This window comes from uncultured Winogradskyella sp. (assembly GCF_947501905.1).
Taxonomy (GTDB): Bacteria; Bacteroidota; Bacteroidia; order Flavobacteriales; family Flavobacteriaceae; genus Winogradskyella.
The window spans coordinates 221445-240788 of record NZ_CANMXL010000002.1 but is presented as its reverse complement, the minus strand read 5'-3'; the positions used below and the strand labels follow the sequence as shown (position 1 = coordinate 240788).

The following is a 19344-nucleotide window of genomic DNA, read 5'->3' as shown; positions in this document are numbered from 1 at the left end:
TTGTCATGTTCTTTGTATCTTTGAGATACTGCCAAAAACAACCCAGATGAGTAAGTGTGAGTCGTGTATCATTAAAGAGTTTAATACTCTAAAATCTTTAACTAGAGAAGAATTGATGCGTGTCTCTGCATGTAAAACAGGTAAGTTCTATAAAAAAGGACAAGTGATTTTTGAAGAAGGAGAAACACTTAATGGTGTGTATTGTGTTAGAGATGGCGTTTGTAAATTATCTAAGTTGAGTGAAAACGGTAAAGATCAAGTTGTTAAATTGGTTATTAAAGGAGGTCTTTTAGGGAAGCGCTCATTGGTGACTGAACAGAAAACTAATCTGAGTGCAGTAGCACTCAATGATATGGAAATGTGTTTTATCCCAAAACGTGAAATAATGAATGATTTGTCCAAGAATCCAAAATTCACAATGGATGTATTGAGAGAAATGGCTGAAGATTTAAAAGGTTCAGATGATGCATTAGTCAATATGGCGCAAAAACCTGTAAAACAAAGAATGGCAGAAACCTTAATATATAATCATGATACTTTTGGTGTTGATGAGCAAGGCTACCTTTCAATTGTACTATCAAGAGAAGATTATGCTAGTATTGTTGGGACAGCAACAGAATCTGCTATACGTATCTTATCTCTATTTAAGAAAGAAAATATTATTAGTACATCAGGAAAGCACATAAAGATTGAAAACTATAATGCGCTTAAATTGATAGAGTAGCAGTTGTAGTTAATAAAAAGAGCCGATAAGTAATTATCGGCTCTGCTTTTTTAATACAATATTTTTTTAATCTGTTTCAGCTTCAATTTTTTCATTAACAGGTTCTTGTCCGTCTTTAGGAGCACCATCCTTTTTAAGATACTTATCTAAAAACTGTACGATGCGTTCATTAGCTTCAATCTGATTTTCTTTTTTAATAAACCCATGACCTTCATCTTCAAATAAAACATATTCTACAGGTACATTATTCTTTCTAACACCTGCAACAATTTCATCAGACTCAACTTGTAAAACTCTAGGGTCTTGAGCACCTTGTAATACAATTAGAGGTTTTGTAACCTTATCTGTATGGAATAATGGCGAAATACGTTTTAAACGTACAGAATCTGCCGAAAAAGGGTCGCCTAACTCATCGTATAAAGATTCTCTAAAAGATTCCCAATATGGCGGAATACTTTTTAAAGTACGCATCCAATTTGTAACTCCAAAAAGGTTAACACCTACATCAAACTCTTCGGGTGTATACGTCAACGCTGCCATAGTCATATAACCACCATAAGAACCACCTATAATTCCTATTCTATCTCCATCAATCTCTGCTTGTTCAGCAAGCCAATTTTTGCCTTCAACACAGTCTTGCAAATCTTTTTCACCATGGTTTTTGTTATCCATTTGGTAGAATGTTTTTCCATAACCACTACTACCACGATTATTGACAGCTAAAACCGCATAACCATGATTAACCATATACTGGATTAAAGAACTGAAGTTTTGACGTGTTTGCCCGCCAGGGCCACCATGTACCCATACCATAGCAGGCACTTTGTTTTCTGCTGATGCTTGATGAGGTAAATAATAAATAGCTGGAATCTCAACACCATCAAAAGATTTGTATCGCACTACTTTTGCAGTAACCAAATCTTCTGCATTGATATCCTTATTTAATACATCACTAATTCGGTGTTGTTTTTTAGTTTCAAAATTGTAAGTATATAAATCTGAAGGCGAATTAGAACCACCAACATACATACGCATCCAACTCTCGTCACTGCTAAAACCGACGCTAGTAATACTTTTTCCTTCAAAATCTGGTAAATCAATTAGAGTACTTGTTTTAGTATCTAAAACTTCAATAGCATTTTTGCCGTCTTCATTAACATAAACGACCATGTATTTTCCATTCTTTGTAAAACCTGCACCACTAACGTCCCAGTCTTTTTCTACAACTTTTTTTCGCTCTTTAGTTTCAAAATTATATGACATCAGATACGAAAATTCACCACCATCATCTGTTGTATAATAAAAGGTATTATTGTCTTTTGAAAAATCTTGAGCCGAATTACCACTTTGATTTTCATTAATTTTTGTTTTCTCACCAGTTTTTGAGTCGTAGATGAATAAGTCACTATCATTTGTATTTAAACTTTTTGAAAGTGCAAAGTAATTTTCGTCATTAGACATACCCGAGAATGAGAGGTTATCATTGTTTTGATAAATCATTTCAGACGAATAGTCTTCCAAATTCATTTTATAAACATCAAAAAATCTCGGATCCCTTTTGTTCGAGCCATAATAAAGACTTTTATTGTCATCGGACCATCCATAAAAACTTGATTTTGCACCTTTTTCGGGTGTAATGTCTTTAATGTTTCCTTCTAGATCTCTAACAAATAAATGGTCTATTTCATCACCATTTCCGTCGGCATTTAATAGCATTCTATTATCTTCAGGAAAAAAGGCATCAGCAAAAATCGATGTACTATCAGATGCTGTAATAGCAGTCATTTCTCCACCTTCTGCAGATACAGTATAGACATTGTAAATTCCCGAACGATTACTAGAGACTAGTAATTGTGAGTTGTCGTACGAAAAACTACCGCCACCAATGGCTTCGTTATCCATAAATTGTTCAATAGTGTATTGCTTGACTTCCTTTTTAGCTATGTCAGATTTTTTTGCATCTTCTTTACAAGAAAATAGAAAAACAGCAATACAAAATCCTAAAAATTTTGTTTTCATAATGATTGTTTTAGTTGATTTAATCAATCCCAAAGATTTTGGTCTCCTTAAATGGGTTGGTCTTTAAAGCTTTCATATCTGCTTCGTAAGATTTCCATTCATTGTTAAAGAAGGCATTAGTTTCACTAAGTAATTCTTTAACGGCGTCTTTTGCATGTTTCATTAATGTGGTTTCCGTAGTAGTTATACCCGTTTGACTTCCATAAATATAGCCAGTTGCAGTTCGCAAACGCTGTAAAGCAGTAACTTCTGGATTCCTAGTAATACCTTGGCGTTTATCGACTTTACCGAAGTATTTGTCTAGTAGCTTATCAATAGATTTTACAACAGAATCTGAAGCTTTAATCTGATCTTTATACGCTTCTTTATCTAACTTTTTTAATTCTGATTGATACTTGGAAGCTATGTCTTTACTTTCAATTAATTGTTTTGATGCATCAGCAAGCGTTTGCGATATATTTTCTAACTCTTTTGCAGCATCGTAAACTTCATTAATATTCTTTTGTGATACATTTAGTCTTGGGTCAGATTCAACATTAACCATAGTTTCAGAAGTTTGGTCGCCGTAATGCAGCACCGCTTTGTAAGTTCCTGGTTTTACTGAAACTCCACTTGGTTCTCTAGTAGATTTTCTGATACGTCTAGAAGGTCTTTCTTTTCCAGATTCGTCCATAAACCAAGTCCAACGCTGTAGTCCATTTTCTTTTGGTGCTTTTTGTTTTAAAGTTCTTATTAAACGTTCGCCGTCATAAAGCTTAAGTGTTAAAGAATCCCACTTAATTTTATTTTCATCTTTTTTATCGCTAGTATTCTTATCTCCTTTTTTAGAATCTGATTTTATATCGGACTTTACATTCTCTTTCTTGTTAAATAGGTATGCCAATCTTGCGCCTCCACGTCGATTTTCTCCATGATACATAGCGTCAGCACCAAAACGACTCCCAGTTGGTTGTTGGTAAGCGGCTTGATAAGCTGTTGGTGGATTGAATAGGGTTATATTTGAAGACATAACAGAAGTATTTTTAGCCATTTCACGTAAAGGTCTAATATCGTCTAAAACCCAAGCTGCACGACCAAATGTACCTATTACTAAATCATGCTCTCTAGGATGAATGACTAAATCTTTAACTGATGTGGTAGGAAAACCATTAGTCCACTTGGTCCATTTTTCGCCAGCATTTATAGATACATACAATCCATCATCAGTTCCAAGAAACATAAGGTTTGGTTCTTTTAAATCTTCAACAATAGCCAATGTATAACTTTGTACATCATTTTCATCTACAATGCGTTCCCAAGATTTACCATAGTTTTTGGTACGGTAAGCATATGGTGTGTAGTTAAAACGTCTATAATCATTAACAATTAAAAGTGCTTCGCCTTTATTTTTGTTAGAAGCTTTAATTTGTGCAACCCAACTACCTTTAGGTAATTTTGGAATGTTGTTTGTAACCTCTGTCCAAGAATCACCGCCATTGATAGTGTAATGTACACGTCCATCGTCTGTGCCTGCCCAAAGCATATCTTTCTCAACAGGTGAAGGCTCAATGACTAAAATGGTACAGTGATTTTCTGCACCTGTTGCATCCATAGTTAAGCCACCACTTTCAGATTGTTTTTGTTTTTCTGGGTCATTAGTAGATAAATCTGGAGATATAACTGTCCAAGTTTCACCTTTATCAGTGGATTTGTGTACAAACTGACTCCCAAAATAAATGGTGCTATTATTAAAAGGGTCTATGTTTATAGCCGAATTCCAATTAAAACGTAATCTCACATCTGCATCAGGATGCGTAGGTCTAACACCATAATTATTACCTGTTTGCCAATCATAACGACTCACAAATCCTTGTTGACTCATTGACCAACCGTAACGACTATCATCCTTATCCGGAACAACATCAAATCCGTCACCAAAACTGATTTCTTGCCAATAACTATTTCTAATGCCTTGAGCGCGCCATACGTAAGCTGGACCACGCCATGAACCATTATCTTGCATACCACCATAAACGTTATACGGATATTCGTTATCGACAGAGATATGATAGAACTGCGCCACAGGTAAATTGCCAATAAAACGCCATGTTTTCCCACCGTCTTTAGTGATATTCATTCCGCCATCATTACCATCAATCATAAAGTTTCCATTCTCTGGGTGAATCCACCATGCATGATGGTCTGGGTGAACACCGTTACTTACGCCATAAGCTGGCATGAGTTGTTTGAAATTTTTTCCGCCGTCTTCAGAAACATTAACATAAGTAAAAACTGAATACACACGATTTTCATTCTGTGGGTCAACATATATTTCAGAATAATAGAAAGGCCTGTTTCCAATATCATTCTTGTCATTGATTTTTTTCCATTTAAAACCACCATCTTCACTTTTGTAAAGTGCATTCTTTTTAGCCTCAACAAGAGCATAAACAATATTAGGCTTGTTAGGTGCTATGGCAATACCTATACGTCCTAAGTCTCCTTTTGGGAAGCCTTCCTTATCTGTAATTTTTTTCCATGTTTTTCCGCCATCATGCGTCATCTGTAATGAAGAACCTTCACCTCCAGATTTAAAAAACCAGGGGTCACGTTTATGTTCCCACATGGCTGCAAATAATTTGTTTGGATTGGTTGGATCCATAACTAAGTCTGCTACACCTGTTTTGTTATTAGCAAATAAGATTTTATTCCATGTTTTTCCGCCGTCTGTAGTTTTAAAAACACCACGTTCTGGATGAACACCCCATGGAGACCCAATAGCACCTACATAAACCACATCTGGATTTGTTGGGTCTACAATAATTCTATGGATATGTCTTGTTTTTTCCAAGCCCATGGCCATCCATGTTTTTCCACCGTCAAGAGATTTATAAACACCATAACCACCATTAAGAGAATTACGTGGATTTCCTTCTCCAGTACCAACCCAAATCACACTTGGGTTTGATTGCTGGATTTCTACAGCACCAATCGAAGCGGTTAATTCTTCATCAAAAATGGGTTCCCATTTAATACCGCCAGAAGTAGACTTCCAAAGACCACCAGAAGCTGTACCAACATACATAACGTCTGGATTATTATTTACAACATCAATGGCTGTTACGCGGCCGGACATGCCACCAGGACCAATATTTCGTGGCTCCATGTTTTTCACCATGTCCATCGAAAATTCTTGTGCAGAAAGAAATGTTACGCAAAATAGCATAACAAACGAGAAAAATTGTTTCATTATTTTTTGGGTTAGTTGAGTAAGGCTTAAAGGTACAAGTTACTCTTTTCAAAAAGTCATAAAAAAATCTTAAAGAACTTGAACCGTATTAGTCCACTTTTTTGATAAGTATAGGCGTTAAAAATTGAAAATCTTGTTTGTTTTTATTATTCGAAAGCTCCCATTGGTTTCCATAGATGTCCTCATATACAATAGTAAAAGTAGGAGGTGAATTGTTTATGTAGTCTTTGAAGCTTTTAACTCCAGAAAAATTACCATTATTTGTAGAGGAAATTTCAAAAACACTTATGTCTTCTCCTGGCTGGACAACTGTATTCTCTTTAATAGTAATCGAACCATTGTAACCAATTGAATCACCTTTGCTTATTCTTTCTTTGATTACATGTAGAAATGCATTAGTTGAGTTATCAAACTTTAGGCTATCATTTATTGCAAAAGACACTTTTTTAACAAATGCTGGGCCAACACCTTTATTTACCATATGTATGCTAAATGAACGAACATTATATATGTTTTCAAACTGTAAATAAGGAATTACATTAGCACTTTGCTGCTTTTGAATGAGCCTATTTTCTTCTCTTGCTAAATACGATTGGTATAATAATGCTATTAAAGAAATTACACTAATAAACAGAGCAGAAGTACTCATTATTTTATCAGTTGTCCAATTAATTTTCTTTTTGAGCTGTTCAGTTTCCTCAGACATTTATTTGGTTTGTTAGCAGTAAAGTTAATAAAATGTTAGAATATAATTACTCTTTGAGCACAAGGCTAAAAAGCGTTATTTTTATATAATTATGAAAGAGAGAAAATCAGGTTTTGTATTTAAAACTTATGAAGCACCTTTTCAATCACCTTTTGATAAGCTTTTCGAAATCTTTAAGGAGCTAATTACGTATACTTCTGGTGATTTTGATGAGGCTATCGATTGGTTGCGACAATTAGACAAGGAATATGAATTGACAACTCCAGATTACACCATAGATGATTTTATTGAAGATTTAAAAAATAAGGGTTATATCCGCGAAGAGATTGACCCAACTGGTGATGGAGAAGGTGAGGGTGAAGGAAATGGAAGATTTTCTATTACGGCAAAAACAGAACGCGCCATTCGTCAGCAAGCATTAGACCATATTTTTGGAAAGATAAAACGTAGTGGGGCAGGAAATCATAAGAGTAAAGGTGTTGGCTTAGGAGATGAGCATACTGGAGATTTTAGAGCTTATCAGTTTGGAGATGCTTTAGATAAAGTATCAATGACAGAGAGTTTGCGTAATGCCCAGATTAATCATGGTATAGGAAATTTCAATTTGACAGAAGATGATTTGGTGGTCGAAGAAACACTTCATAAAAGTCAAATGAGCACGGTGTTAATGATAGACATTAGTCATAGTATGATATTGTATGGTGAAGACCGTATCACTCCTGCCAAAAAAGTGGCTATGGCATTATCAGAATTGATAACTACGCGTTACCCAAAAGATTCCATTGAGATTTTAGTTTTTGGAAATGATGCTTGGCCCATAAAAATTAAGGATTTGCCATACCTTAAAGTTGGGCCATATCATACAAATACGGTTGCAGGTTTGCAATTGGCCATGGATATGCTACGTAGAAAGCGTAATACGAATAAACAGATTTTTATGATAACTGATGGTAAACCAAGTTGTTTGCGTTTATCAGACGGGCAGTATTATAAAAACTCCAATGGGCTCGACCCATACATTACAAACAAATGCTATGCTATGGCGCAACAGGCAAGACGTCTGCATATTCCTATAACCACGTTTATGATTGCAGAAGACCCATACCTCATGCGATTTGTTAGAGAGTTTACACAAGCCAATAGAGGAAAAGCATTCTATACTGGGTTGAAAGGTTTAGGAGAAATGATTTTTGAAGATTACGAGAATAATAGAAAAAGAAGAATTAAAGGATAAAAATCAGTTAAGAGTTAAAAGTAAAAAGTTATAAGTCTTACAATCTCTAGAAATAAAATAAATACTGTCACATCGAGCGCAGTCGAGATGTCTCAATCGAAAATTATATGAAAATAGAAACTATTAAAACCATAGGCGAATTAAAGCAATCAGGTTATCAATCAAAGTCTATAAAGGACGAATTGAGAGATAATTTAATTGAAAATATAAAGAATAAAGTCAATACATTTGATGGTATTCATGGTTATGAAAATACAGTGATTCCTGAATTAGAGCGCGCTATTTTATCACGTCATAATATCAATCTATTAGGTTTACGAGGACAAGCAAAGACTAGGTTAGCTCGAATGATGATTAATTTGTTGGATGAATATATACCAGTTGTGGAAGGTTCAGAAATTAATGATGACCCATTGCAACCCATTTCAAGATTTGCAACAGAATTGATTACAGAAAAAGGAGATGATACACCAATTACTTGGTTGCATCGTGATGAGCGTTTTGCTGAAAAGTTAGCAACACCAGATGTTACTGTTGCAGATATCATAGGAGATGTAGATCCCATAAAAGCGGCGAACTTAAAATTAAGTTATGCCGATGATAGGGTGATTCATTATGGAATGATACCACGCGCAAACCGCTGTATTTTTGTTATTAATGAGTTACCTGATTTGCAAGCTCGTATCCAAGTAGCACTATTCAATATATTACAAGAAGGTGATATTCAGATTCGAGGATTTAAGTTAAGATTGCCTTTAGATATGCAGTTTGTATTTACAGCAAACCCTGAAGATTATACCAATCGCGGAAGTATAGTTACACCATTAAAAGATAGAATCGGTTCACAAATTTTGACGCATTATCCAGAAAATGTTGATACTGCACGTACCATTACTGCACAAGAAGCAAAACTAGATGCTCGACAATCTGAGACTATACATATACCAGATTTAGCTAAAGATGTATTAGAGCAAATTAGTTTTGAAGCTCGCGACAGCGAATATGTAGATGTAAAGAGTGGTGTAAGTGCACGTATGAGTATTACAGCATTTCAAAATTTATTGAGTACAGCGGAACGTCGTGCATTGTTAGCAGGTGATAAAAATACTGTAATCCGTTTATCCGATTTTGTTGGTATCATTCCTTCGATTACAGGAAAAGTAGAATTGGTTTATGAAGGCGAACAAGAAGGTGCTGATTTTGTAGCAAATACATTGTTAGAGAATGCTATAAAAACTTTATTTCCTAGATATTTCCCTAAAATTGAGAAACTTGAAAAACAGGATGAGGTGACACCTTATGACGATTTGATTTCATGGTTTTTTAATGGAGAAGGATTTGAACTTTTAGATACCATGAATGATGCAGAATATAAATCTAAGTTAGATGAAATAAAGCCCTTGGATACTTTATTGGAGGAGTATCAACCAGATATAGAAAAGGAAGATATTTATTTTGAAAAAGAGTTTATTCTATGGGGATTAACACAATTCAAAAAGTTAAGTAAATATAGATATTCCAAAGGCTTAAAATTTCAAGACCCTTACGGGAGTTATATTAGTGGTTTGTAATACAAGAAGTTTAGTTTCAAGTTTTATGATACTATGAGAATTGAAAATAATATAAGTGCTAACAAAAAAAAGATTTTTCTTAACTCTATTATACTTAATGAAATTTTCCAACAGTGTTTTGTGTGATCTCTTCTTATCTGCATTTTTAATAAAATTTACAATCAATTAATAATGACTAATGTCTTGTAAAAAGAGAAATAATGAAATTGTTAAGTAATAAGTGGTTATAAAAACGACATAAGTGTAGTCAAATGAAAACTAATGAATAAATAATACCATTAAAATTCATCATTAATAATTTTTTGAAATGATATAAATTCAGAAAGAGATAAATTAAAAATTTAGATATAAGAAGTTGAAAACTAGAGTTTCTATAGGCTATTATGAATTGTATGTATCACCAAGCTTCTCTACTTTTAATGTTTGCATCGCAGAGTCTTATGATTTCTGCGATTCTTTTTTGTTTGGTTTCTTCGCGTTTAGCACTATTTAACCACGATAGATATCCTTTTCTATAGCCTTTAGAAAAATTTTGATAATTCTCGAAAGCACGTGGATTTTTATCAAATGCTTGTTGTAGATTGTCTGGTATTACTCCACTTTCAACATCATCCATAGCTGTCCAAGTGCCAGTTTCTTTTGCCAATTCAATCATTTTCCAACCGGGTTCTTGAATTAGATTAGACTTTTCGAGTTCAATAACATACTTTTTGTTGAGTGCACTCCATGTACTTTTAGGGTTTCTATGCGTGAAATATTGAATGCGTTTACCACCACCTAAACTTTTTACTGTAGCATCAATCCAACCGAAACATAGCGCCACTCTTACAGCTTCTTCCCATCGCATTGTTGGAATTTTAGTTTCGAGCTTATAGAAAACAATATAGACTGCCTTATGGGTGTCATGATTGGCAAGTAACCAGTCATACCATTCTACATCACGTTCAAAATAAAGCTCAGGAATAGCCTTCATTATAATTGTTTTGAATAAATATAGTAGTCTCTGTCTACTTTAAATTCTGAAACTTTAATTTGTTTAGTTTTCCATTCAGAATTTGGGAAAATCCATTCTGATTTGCCATTAATTTCTACTTCAATTGGCATGTCAAAATTTTCGACAATATTTACATAGCGGAATTTAAACGCATTGTCTTCTATTTTATACTCTAAAGTTGGAATACGTACATCACGTAAATACTGATTAAAGAAAGCACTTAAGTCCTTTCTAGTCATTTTACTAATGTAATCTTCAACTTGTTTTGTAGTTACGGTTTGATGATAAAACTCTGAATTTAAGCCTCTTAAAATTTGACACCAAAGCTCATCGTCTTCAATAAGCTGTCTCAAAGTATGCAACATATTAGCGCCTTTATAATACATGTCGCTAGAGCCTTCCTTATTGACGTTATAAACCCCAATTAAAGGCTTGTCGTTCTGAATATTTGCCCGTGTGCCAATCACATAATCTGCAGAGGCTTCTTTGCCATAGTAATAATCTAAAAAGAGATTTTCAGAATAGGCTGTAAAGCCTTCATGTATCCACATATCTGCTACATCTACATTGGTTATGTTATTGGCAAACCATTCGTGTCCACCTTCATGAACAATAATAAAATCCCATTTTAATCCCCAGCCAGTCCGCGATAAATCATTACCTAAATATCCCTTTTTATATTGGTTGCCATAGGTTACTGAACTCTGATGTTCCATACCTAGATATGGGACTTCTACGAGTTTAAAACTGTCTTCATAAAATGGATAAGGACCAAACCAATGCTCAAAAGCTTTCATCATTTTTGGAGCATCTTTAAAATGCTCTTTTGCTTTGTCAAGATTATCCTTCAATACCCAATAATCCATATCAAGATTTCCATTTTCTCCTTTATAGATTTCAGAAAAGTTCACATAATCTCCAATATTTACATTGACACCGTAATTATTGATTGGATTATTTACATACCAATGCGATGTGACTTTATCACCTTTATCTTCTAACTTTCTGAGCCTGCCATTAGATACATTAGTTAAGCCTTTTGGGTTTGTGATACTAATGAGCATACTGTCTACTTCGTCATACATATGGTCTTTGTTAGGCCACCATACACTTGCGCCCAAGCCTTGACAAGACGTGGCAATAAAGTGTTTGCCGTTTTTGTCTTTTTTCCATGAAAAACCGCCATCCCAAGGTGCACGTTTTGCTTCTCTAGGCTTGCCTTTGTAATGCACTTCGATGGTATTTACAGCACCAATTTTTTGCTTGTCATTTAATGTGACAAAGTGTGCATTACCCTCATGTTTTACGTCTAAAGGTTTACCGTTTTGAAGTACTTTTGTAATCTGCATTGGTACTTGCAAATCTATTTGCATCACTTGATGTGGTTTTAATACTTTATATTGAATGGTATTCTTTCCCGAGATAAATTTCTCATCTGGTTTCACTTCAATATCCAAATGGTAATAGGTTAAATCCCACCATTCGCGCTCAGGAGTAATGCTCCCTCTTAGCGTGTCTTGCCTTGTAAAATCTTTTTTTTTATTTAATAATCCTTGAGCAATACCAAATGTTGAGATTAATAATAGTGCAATACAAAGTCTGTGTTTTAATGCTTTCATTTTTATTTCTTAGTTAAGATATCACCTCGCTTTAATTGTTTTCCTGGTATAGAATCCAAAATTACAGGAATTGATACTAATCCGGTTGCTGTTGGTTTATAAACACCAAAATGCAAGTGAGGTGCAGTTGTCCAACCCGTAAAACCTGATAAGGCTATAGGCTGTTTAGCTTTTACAGAATCACCAACTTTGGCTAAGTTACCATATTGTTTTAAATGTACATACTGGGAGAATGTATTGTCTGAGTGATATAGCATCATATAATTGCCATAATCTCTATAATCTTCTGTGGTGCCTTGCTTATTATGTTTAATACTCACTTTTACAACAACACCATCTCTTGCAGCAACAATGGTGTCTCCAATTGCCATTTCAAAATCTAAGCATTTAGCAGAAAAAGAGCCTTTATGTGAGAAATCGCCGTCATAACCCTGAATGACCAAGGATTGATATCCTTTTTGAAATGGTAATGTATAGATGTGATTGGTATCGTAAGATTTAAAAGGGTATTCGCCATAATACCCGAGAAATTTGTATTTTTCAAGTACTTCATTAGAATCTATCTTAGAATTTAGATATTTTAAGATGGTTGTTTCTTCTTTCGGTTTAAGCTGGTGATAAGTATCTTCATTTGTTTTTCTATCTATGACTTTTACATACATAGGAGATACCAAATGATTTTTAGAAATCACTAAAAGCGAATCTTTTTCAACCTTAAATTTTATGAAACGTGGTGCCTTGAGTTTTTTTGAGCAACCCATCAACAGGAGAGCAAAACATAAGGTTAAAAAATAGCACCTCTTCATTTAATTAACGAATAATCTTATTTGGGAAAACAACAACACTCTCGTGTCCATCTTTTCCAACGGCAGCAACACCAAAAAAGAAATTATCGACTACTATGCCGTCTAAAGTGTATTCTGATACATCACCAACATACCTACTATTATCCCAAGTAGGAGACGTGGTATCTCTCCAGTAAATCTTGTAACCTACTGCACCATCTACCTTATCCCAGCTAAACTTTGCTGAAGGCTGTACAATACCTCCAATACCAACATTTTTTGGTGAAGGCGGAGCAGAGGCAATACTTGCTAAATTAATAGCATTTACAGCGGTTAGCTTCTTACAATACGGAAAATTAACATGCTCAAACGTATCACCGTAGTTAATACCATCTTCTGTTCTAATGTCTTGGTGCTGTTGTGTATAATTTTCGTGGGCTTCCATAATACGGATGCCTGCAAAACCTACATCATTAAAAGGTCTGTGATGACCACCGCGCCCAAAACGGTCTAATCTGTAAACCATCATAGGGTTCATTTCGGGCATGTATGTTTTTACGGTTTTATGCACATAACGTGCCAATTGACGAGAAATGCCATCGACCTCGCCACCATAAAAACGACGTGCACGACGCGCTCTTTCACCTTCATTAGCTGGTACAGGTTCAGAGAAAATGCGGAATGTACGGTTATCTATCACACCATCAACACCAGTAATGTTTCCTATCATATCGTTGTTGAGAATGCCAACAATATCCCAATTATTGTCTTGCGCATATTTAGCTAAACCTTGTCCACCAAAAAGCCCTTGCTCTTCTCCAGAAAGGCCAACATAGATAATACTACTTTCAAATTTATATTTAGACAATACTCTTGCTGTTTCAATGGCTCCAGCCATACCAGACGCATTGTCATTAGCTCCAGGTGAATCTGAGGTGTAATCTGCTGGGTCAGATACTCGCGAATCGATGTCGCCACTCATGATTATAAAGCGATTTGGATATTTTGTGCCGCGTTGTATAGCAACCACATTAACTACCATTACATCTTTAACAATACGTTGATTTCTTCCTTTTTCTACTAAATCTTGTTGATAAAAGACTTCTAAACAGTTATCACAATCTTTTGAAATATTATCGAATTGTCCTTTTATCCAGCGTCGTGCTGCACCAATACCACGAGTATCTGATATGGTATCACTTAGTGTATGGCGTGTGCCAAAATCTGCTAAAGTTTTGACATCATTTTTTAAACGCTCTTCAGAAACGGCATCAATAATATCGTATAGTTTTTGGTCTGTTTGTGATTGGCCAAAAGCAAAATTGAATAGTGCTAAAGCAAGAATTATTTTTTTCATAAGGTTGGTGGTTGTTTTTCAGCCTTAAAAATAAGTCTTTAGCCAAAGAATCGCTTTTAAATATTTGTTAATTACGTTTCAGCTAGTTTTCTGATAAGAGCAAAGTCCCAAAAATATTTGCATCAATCCAACCTCTGTCATTATCCGCACCATCAACTACTATAGAGCCAATAAAATTTTCACGATGCTCACTATTATCATTATCGCAATAGGCTAAAGCAAAGCCTATGTTTTTGCCACTTTTTAATTCTACAGGATTATTAATACTGCCGTCTTTATACGATTTATCAAAAAGGAGAATCTTGACTTCCCATGTCGTGGTATTGCCATTTGTAATTCGTTTAGATACGATATGAGAATTGTATAATTTGCCTTCTTTTTGTGGTGTAACATCTACCACATTACCGTCTAAATCTATATGATATGCAAATGCAGAATGATTGTATTGATGATTGCCGCCACTATTATCTTCGTCAATAAAAACTTCCAAGCAATCCTCATCCCACCAGCTTTTTAGAGGGTCTTTGTAGTTATCTACAAGCTTATCGTCTTTAATTTCTGCCAACAGATAAAGTGCTTCTTTGGCCCATGTGAGTTTATAACGCCCTTGAAAATCGTCTTTACTGTATGGTTCTCCTAACCATAATTGATTAATTGGATACCATTGCGAGTTCTTCCAAATTGGCTCATTCGCTTTTCCATCTATAATTGGTTGCACTTTCGTTTTTTTTACTTCTATAAGCTGCTTCACAGGTTTTTTTATAGGTAAGTCTTTTTTGTAATTGAATTTTACAGTTTCAACTTTGTCATTTTCCTTGACATCAACATAGACATTCATTTCGTTTTCAGAAATTTTTTCAAAAGACATGCCTTCAAACACCACCTTGTTTTCGGTAATATATTTTAGCGGAAAGTCTACGGTTTCGTCTTTGGTTTCCCAACCTTTAAGGTCGTTGTTAAAGTGTTTTAGCTGAAGAATGAGGCTGTTTTCTATTTCACGAATAACTTCAATCTCATAAAACTGTACTTTCCCATCGACGGTGAGTTTAAAAGTTGCCATCATAGAGCCACTAGATGGTTTGCTCCAGATTTCTTCGGTTATGCCACCAAAGGCCTCACCATGCCATGTACCAGCAATCCAGGAGATGCTTTCAAGCTTTGGTTCTAAGGTTTTGTCTTGAGCAAATAGTGCTAAAGTAAAAACAGATAAAAATAGCGTAGATAAAGATTTCATTTTTTTAATGCGTTTATAGTTTTACTATTAAAACGTTTACAGAAGGTTATTAGAGGACAATTTAATCTTCTTTAGTGTCTTCTTCGTCTTTTTTAAGTTTTATATATCCTGTAACTAAACGTACTCCTAATCTAGCGAAAAGGATAATAGCTATTACCATTACAATGTCAAATCCATCCATGTTTTCGAAAGAATTTAATCATTGATTTATACACTTTTGATTTAGTAGTCTTAACATACTGTCTACTTCATCTTCAATTAAGTTTAATAATTCTAGGCGTCGTCTATTGTTTAAACCAATGCTAAGTGCAGTACCGTATAGTCTAGGTTTAATATCCATAGGTATAAATTGAGGTAGGTCTTCTTCAAGTTGTTGTCTAATGTCTTCTGTAAATATTTCATTCTTATAAAATTCATCATTGGCATTAAATAAGCCTAGTGAGATGAAATTTTCAAAGTTAGAGAGTCGGTCAAAATCAAGTTCAAAATTTGTAATAATAGCTTTTGTATAACCATCTGTTGATTTAAAATATGTGTTTAGGGCTTTTACTATCTTTTTGTCTCTTATAATACTCAGGTTTCCACTAGATTTTATGTCTTGATATGTGGCATCATTTGGTTGAAATGATTTTGCAGCCAAGCGTATTGCGTATCTTAGATTTTCACCGAATTTAGTAGCATCTGATTGGTCTTTTTGAATCACAGAAATCATTTGGTTTGAGTAGCTTATACGCTCCTGTACTAATGTTTTAAGTACTTCTACTTGTTGTTTGTCTTGCTTTAAATCATCTAGTAATAAGCAATAATAGCTTTTCTCTAAGGTGTTAGCCTTTCTATGCTCATTCCAATTGTTAATCTGAAGCGCAATGAGAATCCCAATAACCACAAGGATAATTTCGCCAATGGCGTATTTAAAGTATTTGCCTGTTTTGTTTTCCATGATTAAGTTTTGGCGGATATGTCTGAAGAATTTAATCACTGGTCTGAGTAAGTCTAATAATTTCGTTTATATGATTTTCTACTGTCTTTTGTTCTAAGTCGGTTATAATATTTTGAAGCCTTCCTTTAATAACAGTGAGATGACCTCTAAATTCTCGAGATGCTACATAGTCTATAGTATAATCTATTGCTTTTTGATCCCCTTTATTAAGCATAATTGCATCTGTATTCAGTGCAGAATGCGGATCCATAACTTCATACCTGTATTTTTGATGGTTAAGCTCTTCCTCTAAAAAGTCTCGATAAACATCATTCCAAGTCACCAAATAATTTCGTAAGGTATCATTTTTAATAAGTTCATAATTCCCAGAAGCAATCAAAGAGTTTACAACACCACTGGAAGGATTGAAGGTAAACGTATGTAGAGCATATTCGAAAGTATCTATTAAGTTAAATACATTTTCTTTGGTTAGAGGCATAGCATCAATAATGGTATTAAGAGATTTCATAGACCTTGTATGAACCAACTTAACAGTATCGAACTGAATTTTATTACCTAAAAACTCCTTATGCAATTCTTTAAGAATTGCCTTTTCCTTTAAACCATCTAATCTTTGAGTGTTCCACGTGTTAATCTGAAGGGCTATAAGTATTCCTATAACTACAAGTAGTATTTCTCCAATGGCATATTTAAAGTACTTGCCCATTTGATTCTTTTCAATTAGTGATTTACGAATATGTCTGAAGAATTTAATCATATTTCTTCTTTTACTTTAGCAATAATTCGTAATGGAGCGCCACTACCGTCTTTAATTTTCATGGGTAAAGCAGTGATATCAAAGTCTTTAGCAGGCAATTGGTCTAGGTTAGTGATGTTCTCAAATGCAGGAATATTTTCTGATAATAAGATTACATGGCTTTTAAAATATTCTGATTGCCCATAATCTATACTAGGCGTATCTATACCAATGGCATTAATGTTTCTATTTTCTACTAGCCATGTGGCTGCTTCTGGTGAAAGTCCAGGAAAATGTAACAGCTTCACGGCTTCAGGACCACGTTGATCAGTACCTAAATATTTTTGCTTATCGGGATAATGTTTAGAATGACCAGTTTCTAAAAGTACTATAGCATCTTTAGGTATTGTACCATTTACTTTTTCCCAATCGGTAAAATCTTCTACACTTATCAAATAATCAGGATCATTTGAAGCGTTTGCGGTAACATCAACCTTAATGGCCTGGCCTATGAGTTTATCTAACGGAATTTCTTCAACGGATTGCTTGCCTTTTGAGAAGTGAATAGGCGCATCGATGTGTGTGCCACCATGCTCGGCAGTTTCAAAATTATTAGCAGCATAAAAAAAGCCTTTGTCTGTATCTCCTTTGGAAACTATATCTAATTTAAATTCCTTAGCTGTTACCCAATACACGGTTTCTTCAGAAAAGGTATGGCTTAAATCAATAATTTTAGTTTTAGTAATTATTTTCTCTTTTTTCTCTAGCGCCTTATTACAAGACATAAATAAGCATAGGAAAGCAGATAAATAGAAAATATTTAATTTCATATTTAGAATGCGTTTGAGTAAAAAAATGATACAAAAGGTACAGTCACTTGTTAGAATAAACAAGTACGTTAGGTTGATGGTGTAGTTGAGGTCGGTTAAATATTTGTATTTAAAGATAGTATAATGTTACATTAATTAATAAATGTTACTTTACTAATCAACCCATTTTCAACTTCATAGACCGCTACAGCTTTAAAAGTACTGCCATTTGCAGTAACTAATTCATGGTCAATGACTTTATTACCAGTTACAATACGTTTTAATATTTTACAGTTGAGGTCTGGAGTATTTTCAAAAAAGCCTTTGTACGAGTTTTTCATAGCCTCTTGGCCTTCTGTACGTAGCTCGTTAGGGAAGTTATATAGTTTTATATCATTAGAGTACGTTGCCATAAACGCATCGATATCTCTAGCATTATAAGCATCTAATTGTTTTTGCACAATGGCTTCTGGAGACACTTCGGAAACTAATGCCAACATGGTGCCAATCTCGTTAGTGCTAATACGTGTTATTTTTTGAAGGTTGTCATCTTGAAGATTAGCTAATGTATTAAAACGTTCGTCTTTCTTTGGGTTGAATTTGTAAACCACATTATTAATAGGAATAATTACACTACCATCAATCAACCAACACACATCCTCAATTTTATTTGGTAATTGCATAATGACTTCAGTTTCACCTGTATGAGGATTTAAAGACTTTAAAGCCCATCGTTCCTCTTCTTTAGACACAAAACTCACTAATTTCGAATTCGGTATTTTATGAAACGAGCGGCCAACATTTGTAGCATATTTTCTACTCTTTTGAGCTTTAATATCTGTTACAAATAAATTTAATCCATCATCTTCAATGACTGCAGAAACTACAGTATTTTCATCATACCAAGTGTAGTAAGCAACAACCAAGTCTTTGATGAGTTCTGTAGATTTTCCTGTTTTAAAATCGTAGCGATATAAGCGCTGTTTCCCATCATTATCGAGTCTAACTGCTGAGATATCTTTTGAATTTGGAATTTTTAATGGCGAATATTCACCACCATCTGGTGTGCTATTTAAAAACGAAACAGCTTTATCTCTAATATTATATTTGGCAATATCTGTTTGTCCATTTCTTGTAGAAACAAATGCTAAAATATTATCATTATAAAAACTAGGTTGGTTGTCATAGCCTTCATTATTTGATACATTTCGCTGATTGCTTAGTGATAATTTACCATCTGCATTAGAAATATCAAAAAGGTAAACTTCGGTGTTTTGGGCTAGGGTAGTGGTCGTAATGGCAAATACAAAAAGATATAGTATAGATTTCATTTATTTCTGGATTTTGAAACCTAAATATACACAAATAAAAAAGTCGGATTGCAACG

At 34.3% G+C, this 19344-nt stretch carries 15 protein-coding genes; 3 read left to right on the top strand and 12 right to left on the bottom strand.

What is annotated here, in order from left to right:
- The first annotated feature begins 46 nt into the window (after nucleotides 1-46).
- Nucleotides 47-724 (top strand): Crp/Fnr family transcriptional regulator, encoded by a 678-nt coding sequence (locus Q0770_RS04745; protein ID WP_299114535.1) that lies wholly within the window; start codon nucleotides 47-49, stop codon nucleotides 722-724.
- Between the two features lie 66 nt (nucleotides 725-790).
- On the opposite strand, the gene Q0770_RS04740 is transcribed toward Q0770_RS04745, so the two are convergent.
- The 3 genes from Q0770_RS04740 to Q0770_RS04730 all read right to left on the bottom strand — a co-directional run bounded on the left by Q0770_RS04740 (nucleotide 791) and on the right by Q0770_RS04730 (nucleotide 6678).
- Nucleotides 791-2743, bottom strand: a complete 1953-nt coding sequence (locus Q0770_RS04740; protein WP_299114534.1) for an alpha/beta fold hydrolase — start codon at nucleotides 2741-2743, stop codon at nucleotides 791-793.
- A gap of 19 nt (nucleotides 2744-2762) precedes the next feature.
- Entirely contained in the window at nucleotides 2763-5972 is a 3210-nt protein-coding gene (locus Q0770_RS04735) for a hypothetical protein (RefSeq protein WP_299114533.1), read from the bottom strand.
- 88 nt (nucleotides 5973-6060) lie between these two features.
- Complete coding sequence (locus Q0770_RS04730) at nucleotides 6061-6678, bottom strand: hypothetical protein (RefSeq protein ID WP_299114532.1); 618 nt, start codon at nucleotides 6676-6678, stop codon at nucleotides 6061-6063.
- Between the two features lie 91 nt (nucleotides 6679-6769).
- Here Q0770_RS04730 and Q0770_RS04725 point away from each other — a divergent pair, with 91 nt between their 5' ends.
- Together Q0770_RS04725 and Q0770_RS04720 are read left to right on the top strand one after the other, a co-directional pair.
- Entirely contained in the window at nucleotides 6770-7912 is a 1143-nt protein-coding gene (locus Q0770_RS04725; RefSeq protein WP_299114531.1) for a VWA domain-containing protein, read from the top strand.
- A gap of 107 nt (nucleotides 7913-8019) precedes the next feature.
- A complete protein-coding gene (locus tag Q0770_RS04720; protein WP_299114530.1) occupies nucleotides 8020-9483 on the top strand; it encodes a magnesium chelatase in 1464 nt (487 codons plus the stop codon).
- A 397-nt stretch (nucleotides 9484-9880) separates the two neighbouring features.
- On the opposite strand, the gene Q0770_RS04715 is transcribed toward Q0770_RS04720, so the two are convergent.
- From Q0770_RS04715 to Q0770_RS04675, 9 genes are all read right to left on the bottom strand, one after another.
- Entirely contained in the window at nucleotides 9881-10456 is a 576-nt protein-coding gene (locus Q0770_RS04715; protein ID WP_299114529.1) for a YdeI family protein, read from the bottom strand.
- Nucleotides 10456-12096, bottom strand: coding sequence for a M1 family metallopeptidase (locus Q0770_RS04710; RefSeq protein WP_299114528.1), 1641 nt, complete (start codon nucleotides 12094-12096; stop codon nucleotides 10456-10458). Before Q0770_RS04710 ends, Q0770_RS04715 begins: the two co-directional genes overlap by 1 nt.
- Before the next feature lie 2 nt (nucleotides 12097-12098).
- Complete coding sequence (locus tag Q0770_RS04705; RefSeq protein ID WP_299114527.1) at nucleotides 12099-12902, bottom strand: M23 family metallopeptidase; 804 nt, start codon at nucleotides 12900-12902, stop codon at nucleotides 12099-12101.
- 4 nt (nucleotides 12903-12906) lie between these two features.
- The gene (locus Q0770_RS04700) at nucleotides 12907-14238 is read right to left on the bottom strand and encodes a M28 family metallopeptidase (protein WP_299114526.1); all 1332 of its coding nucleotides are present in this window, start codon (nucleotides 14236-14238) and stop codon (nucleotides 12907-12909) included.
- A gap of 82 nt (nucleotides 14239-14320) precedes the next feature.
- Nucleotides 14321-15472, bottom strand: a complete 1152-nt coding sequence (locus Q0770_RS04695; protein WP_299114525.1) for a DUF6265 family protein — start codon at nucleotides 15470-15472, stop codon at nucleotides 14321-14323.
- A gap of 199 nt (nucleotides 15473-15671) precedes the next feature.
- Nucleotides 15672-16412, bottom strand: coding sequence for a DUF6090 family protein (locus Q0770_RS04690; protein ID WP_299114523.1), 741 nt, complete (start codon nucleotides 16410-16412; stop codon nucleotides 15672-15674).
- A gap of 31 nt (nucleotides 16413-16443) precedes the next feature.
- The gene (locus Q0770_RS04685; protein ID WP_299114521.1) at nucleotides 16444-17169 is read right to left on the bottom strand and encodes a DUF6090 family protein; all 726 of its coding nucleotides are present in this window, start codon (nucleotides 17167-17169) and stop codon (nucleotides 16444-16446) included.
- Nucleotides 17166-17978 (bottom strand): cyclase family protein, encoded by an 813-nt coding sequence (locus Q0770_RS04680; protein ID WP_299114519.1) that lies wholly within the window; start codon nucleotides 17976-17978, stop codon nucleotides 17166-17168. The genes Q0770_RS04685 and Q0770_RS04680 overlap by 4 nt, the downstream gene beginning before the upstream one ends.
- Nucleotides 17979-18109: 131 nt before the next feature.
- Entirely contained in the window at nucleotides 18110-19288 is a 1179-nt protein-coding gene (locus Q0770_RS04675) for a nuclear transport factor 2 family protein (RefSeq protein ID WP_299114518.1), read from the bottom strand.
- Between the last annotated feature and the right edge of the window lie 56 nt (nucleotides 19289-19344).

What these genes read in the sequence shown, in the direction of transcription:
- Q0770_RS04695 (WP_299114525.1), bottom strand. Translation starts at nt 15,472, where the DNA reads ATGAAATCTTTATCTACGCTATTTTTATCTGTTTTTACTTTAGCACTA.
- Q0770_RS04675 (WP_299114518.1), bottom strand. Translation starts at nt 19,288, where the DNA reads ATGAAATCTATACTATATCTTTTTGTATTTGCCATTACGACCACTACC.
- Q0770_RS04725 (WP_299114531.1), top strand. Translation starts at nt 6,770, where the DNA reads ATGAAAGAGAGAAAATCAGGTTTTGTATTTAAAACTTATGAAGCACCT.
- Q0770_RS04690 (WP_299114523.1), bottom strand. Translation starts at nt 16,412, where the DNA reads ATGGAAAACAAAACAGGCAAATACTTTAAATACGCCATTGGCGAAATT.
- Q0770_RS04710 (WP_299114528.1), bottom strand. Translation starts at nt 12,096, where the DNA reads ATGAAAGCATTAAAACACAGACTTTGTATTGCACTATTATTAATCTCA.
- Q0770_RS04700 (WP_299114526.1), bottom strand. Translation starts at nt 14,238, where the DNA reads ATGAAAAAAATAATTCTTGCTTTAGCACTATTCAATTTTGCTTTTGGC.
- Q0770_RS04730 (WP_299114532.1), bottom strand. Translation starts at nt 6,678, where the DNA reads ATGTCTGAGGAAACTGAACAGCTCAAAAAGAAAATTAATTGGACAACT.
- Q0770_RS04735 (WP_299114533.1), bottom strand. Translation starts at nt 5,972, where the DNA reads ATGAAACAATTTTTCTCGTTTGTTATGCTATTTTGCGTAACATTTCTT.
- Q0770_RS04745 (WP_299114535.1), top strand. Translation starts at nt 47, where the DNA reads ATGAGTAAGTGTGAGTCGTGTATCATTAAAGAGTTTAATACTCTAAAA.
- Q0770_RS04705 (WP_299114527.1), bottom strand. Translation starts at nt 12,902, where the DNA reads ATGAAGAGGTGCTATTTTTTAACCTTATGTTTTGCTCTCCTGTTGATG.
- Q0770_RS04715 (WP_299114529.1), bottom strand. Translation starts at nt 10,456, where the DNA reads ATGAAGGCTATTCCTGAGCTTTATTTTGAACGTGATGTAGAATGGTAT.
- Q0770_RS04680 (WP_299114519.1), bottom strand. Translation starts at nt 17,978, where the DNA reads ATGAAATTAAATATTTTCTATTTATCTGCTTTCCTATGCTTATTTATG.
- Q0770_RS04720 (WP_299114530.1), top strand. Translation starts at nt 8,020, where the DNA reads ATGAAAATAGAAACTATTAAAACCATAGGCGAATTAAAGCAATCAGGT.
- Q0770_RS04740 (WP_299114534.1), bottom strand. Translation starts at nt 2,743, where the DNA reads ATGAAAACAAAATTTTTAGGATTTTGTATTGCTGTTTTTCTATTTTCT.
- Q0770_RS04685 (WP_299114521.1), bottom strand. Translation starts at nt 17,169, where the DNA reads ATGATTAAATTCTTCAGACATATTCGTAAATCACTAATTGAAAAGAAT.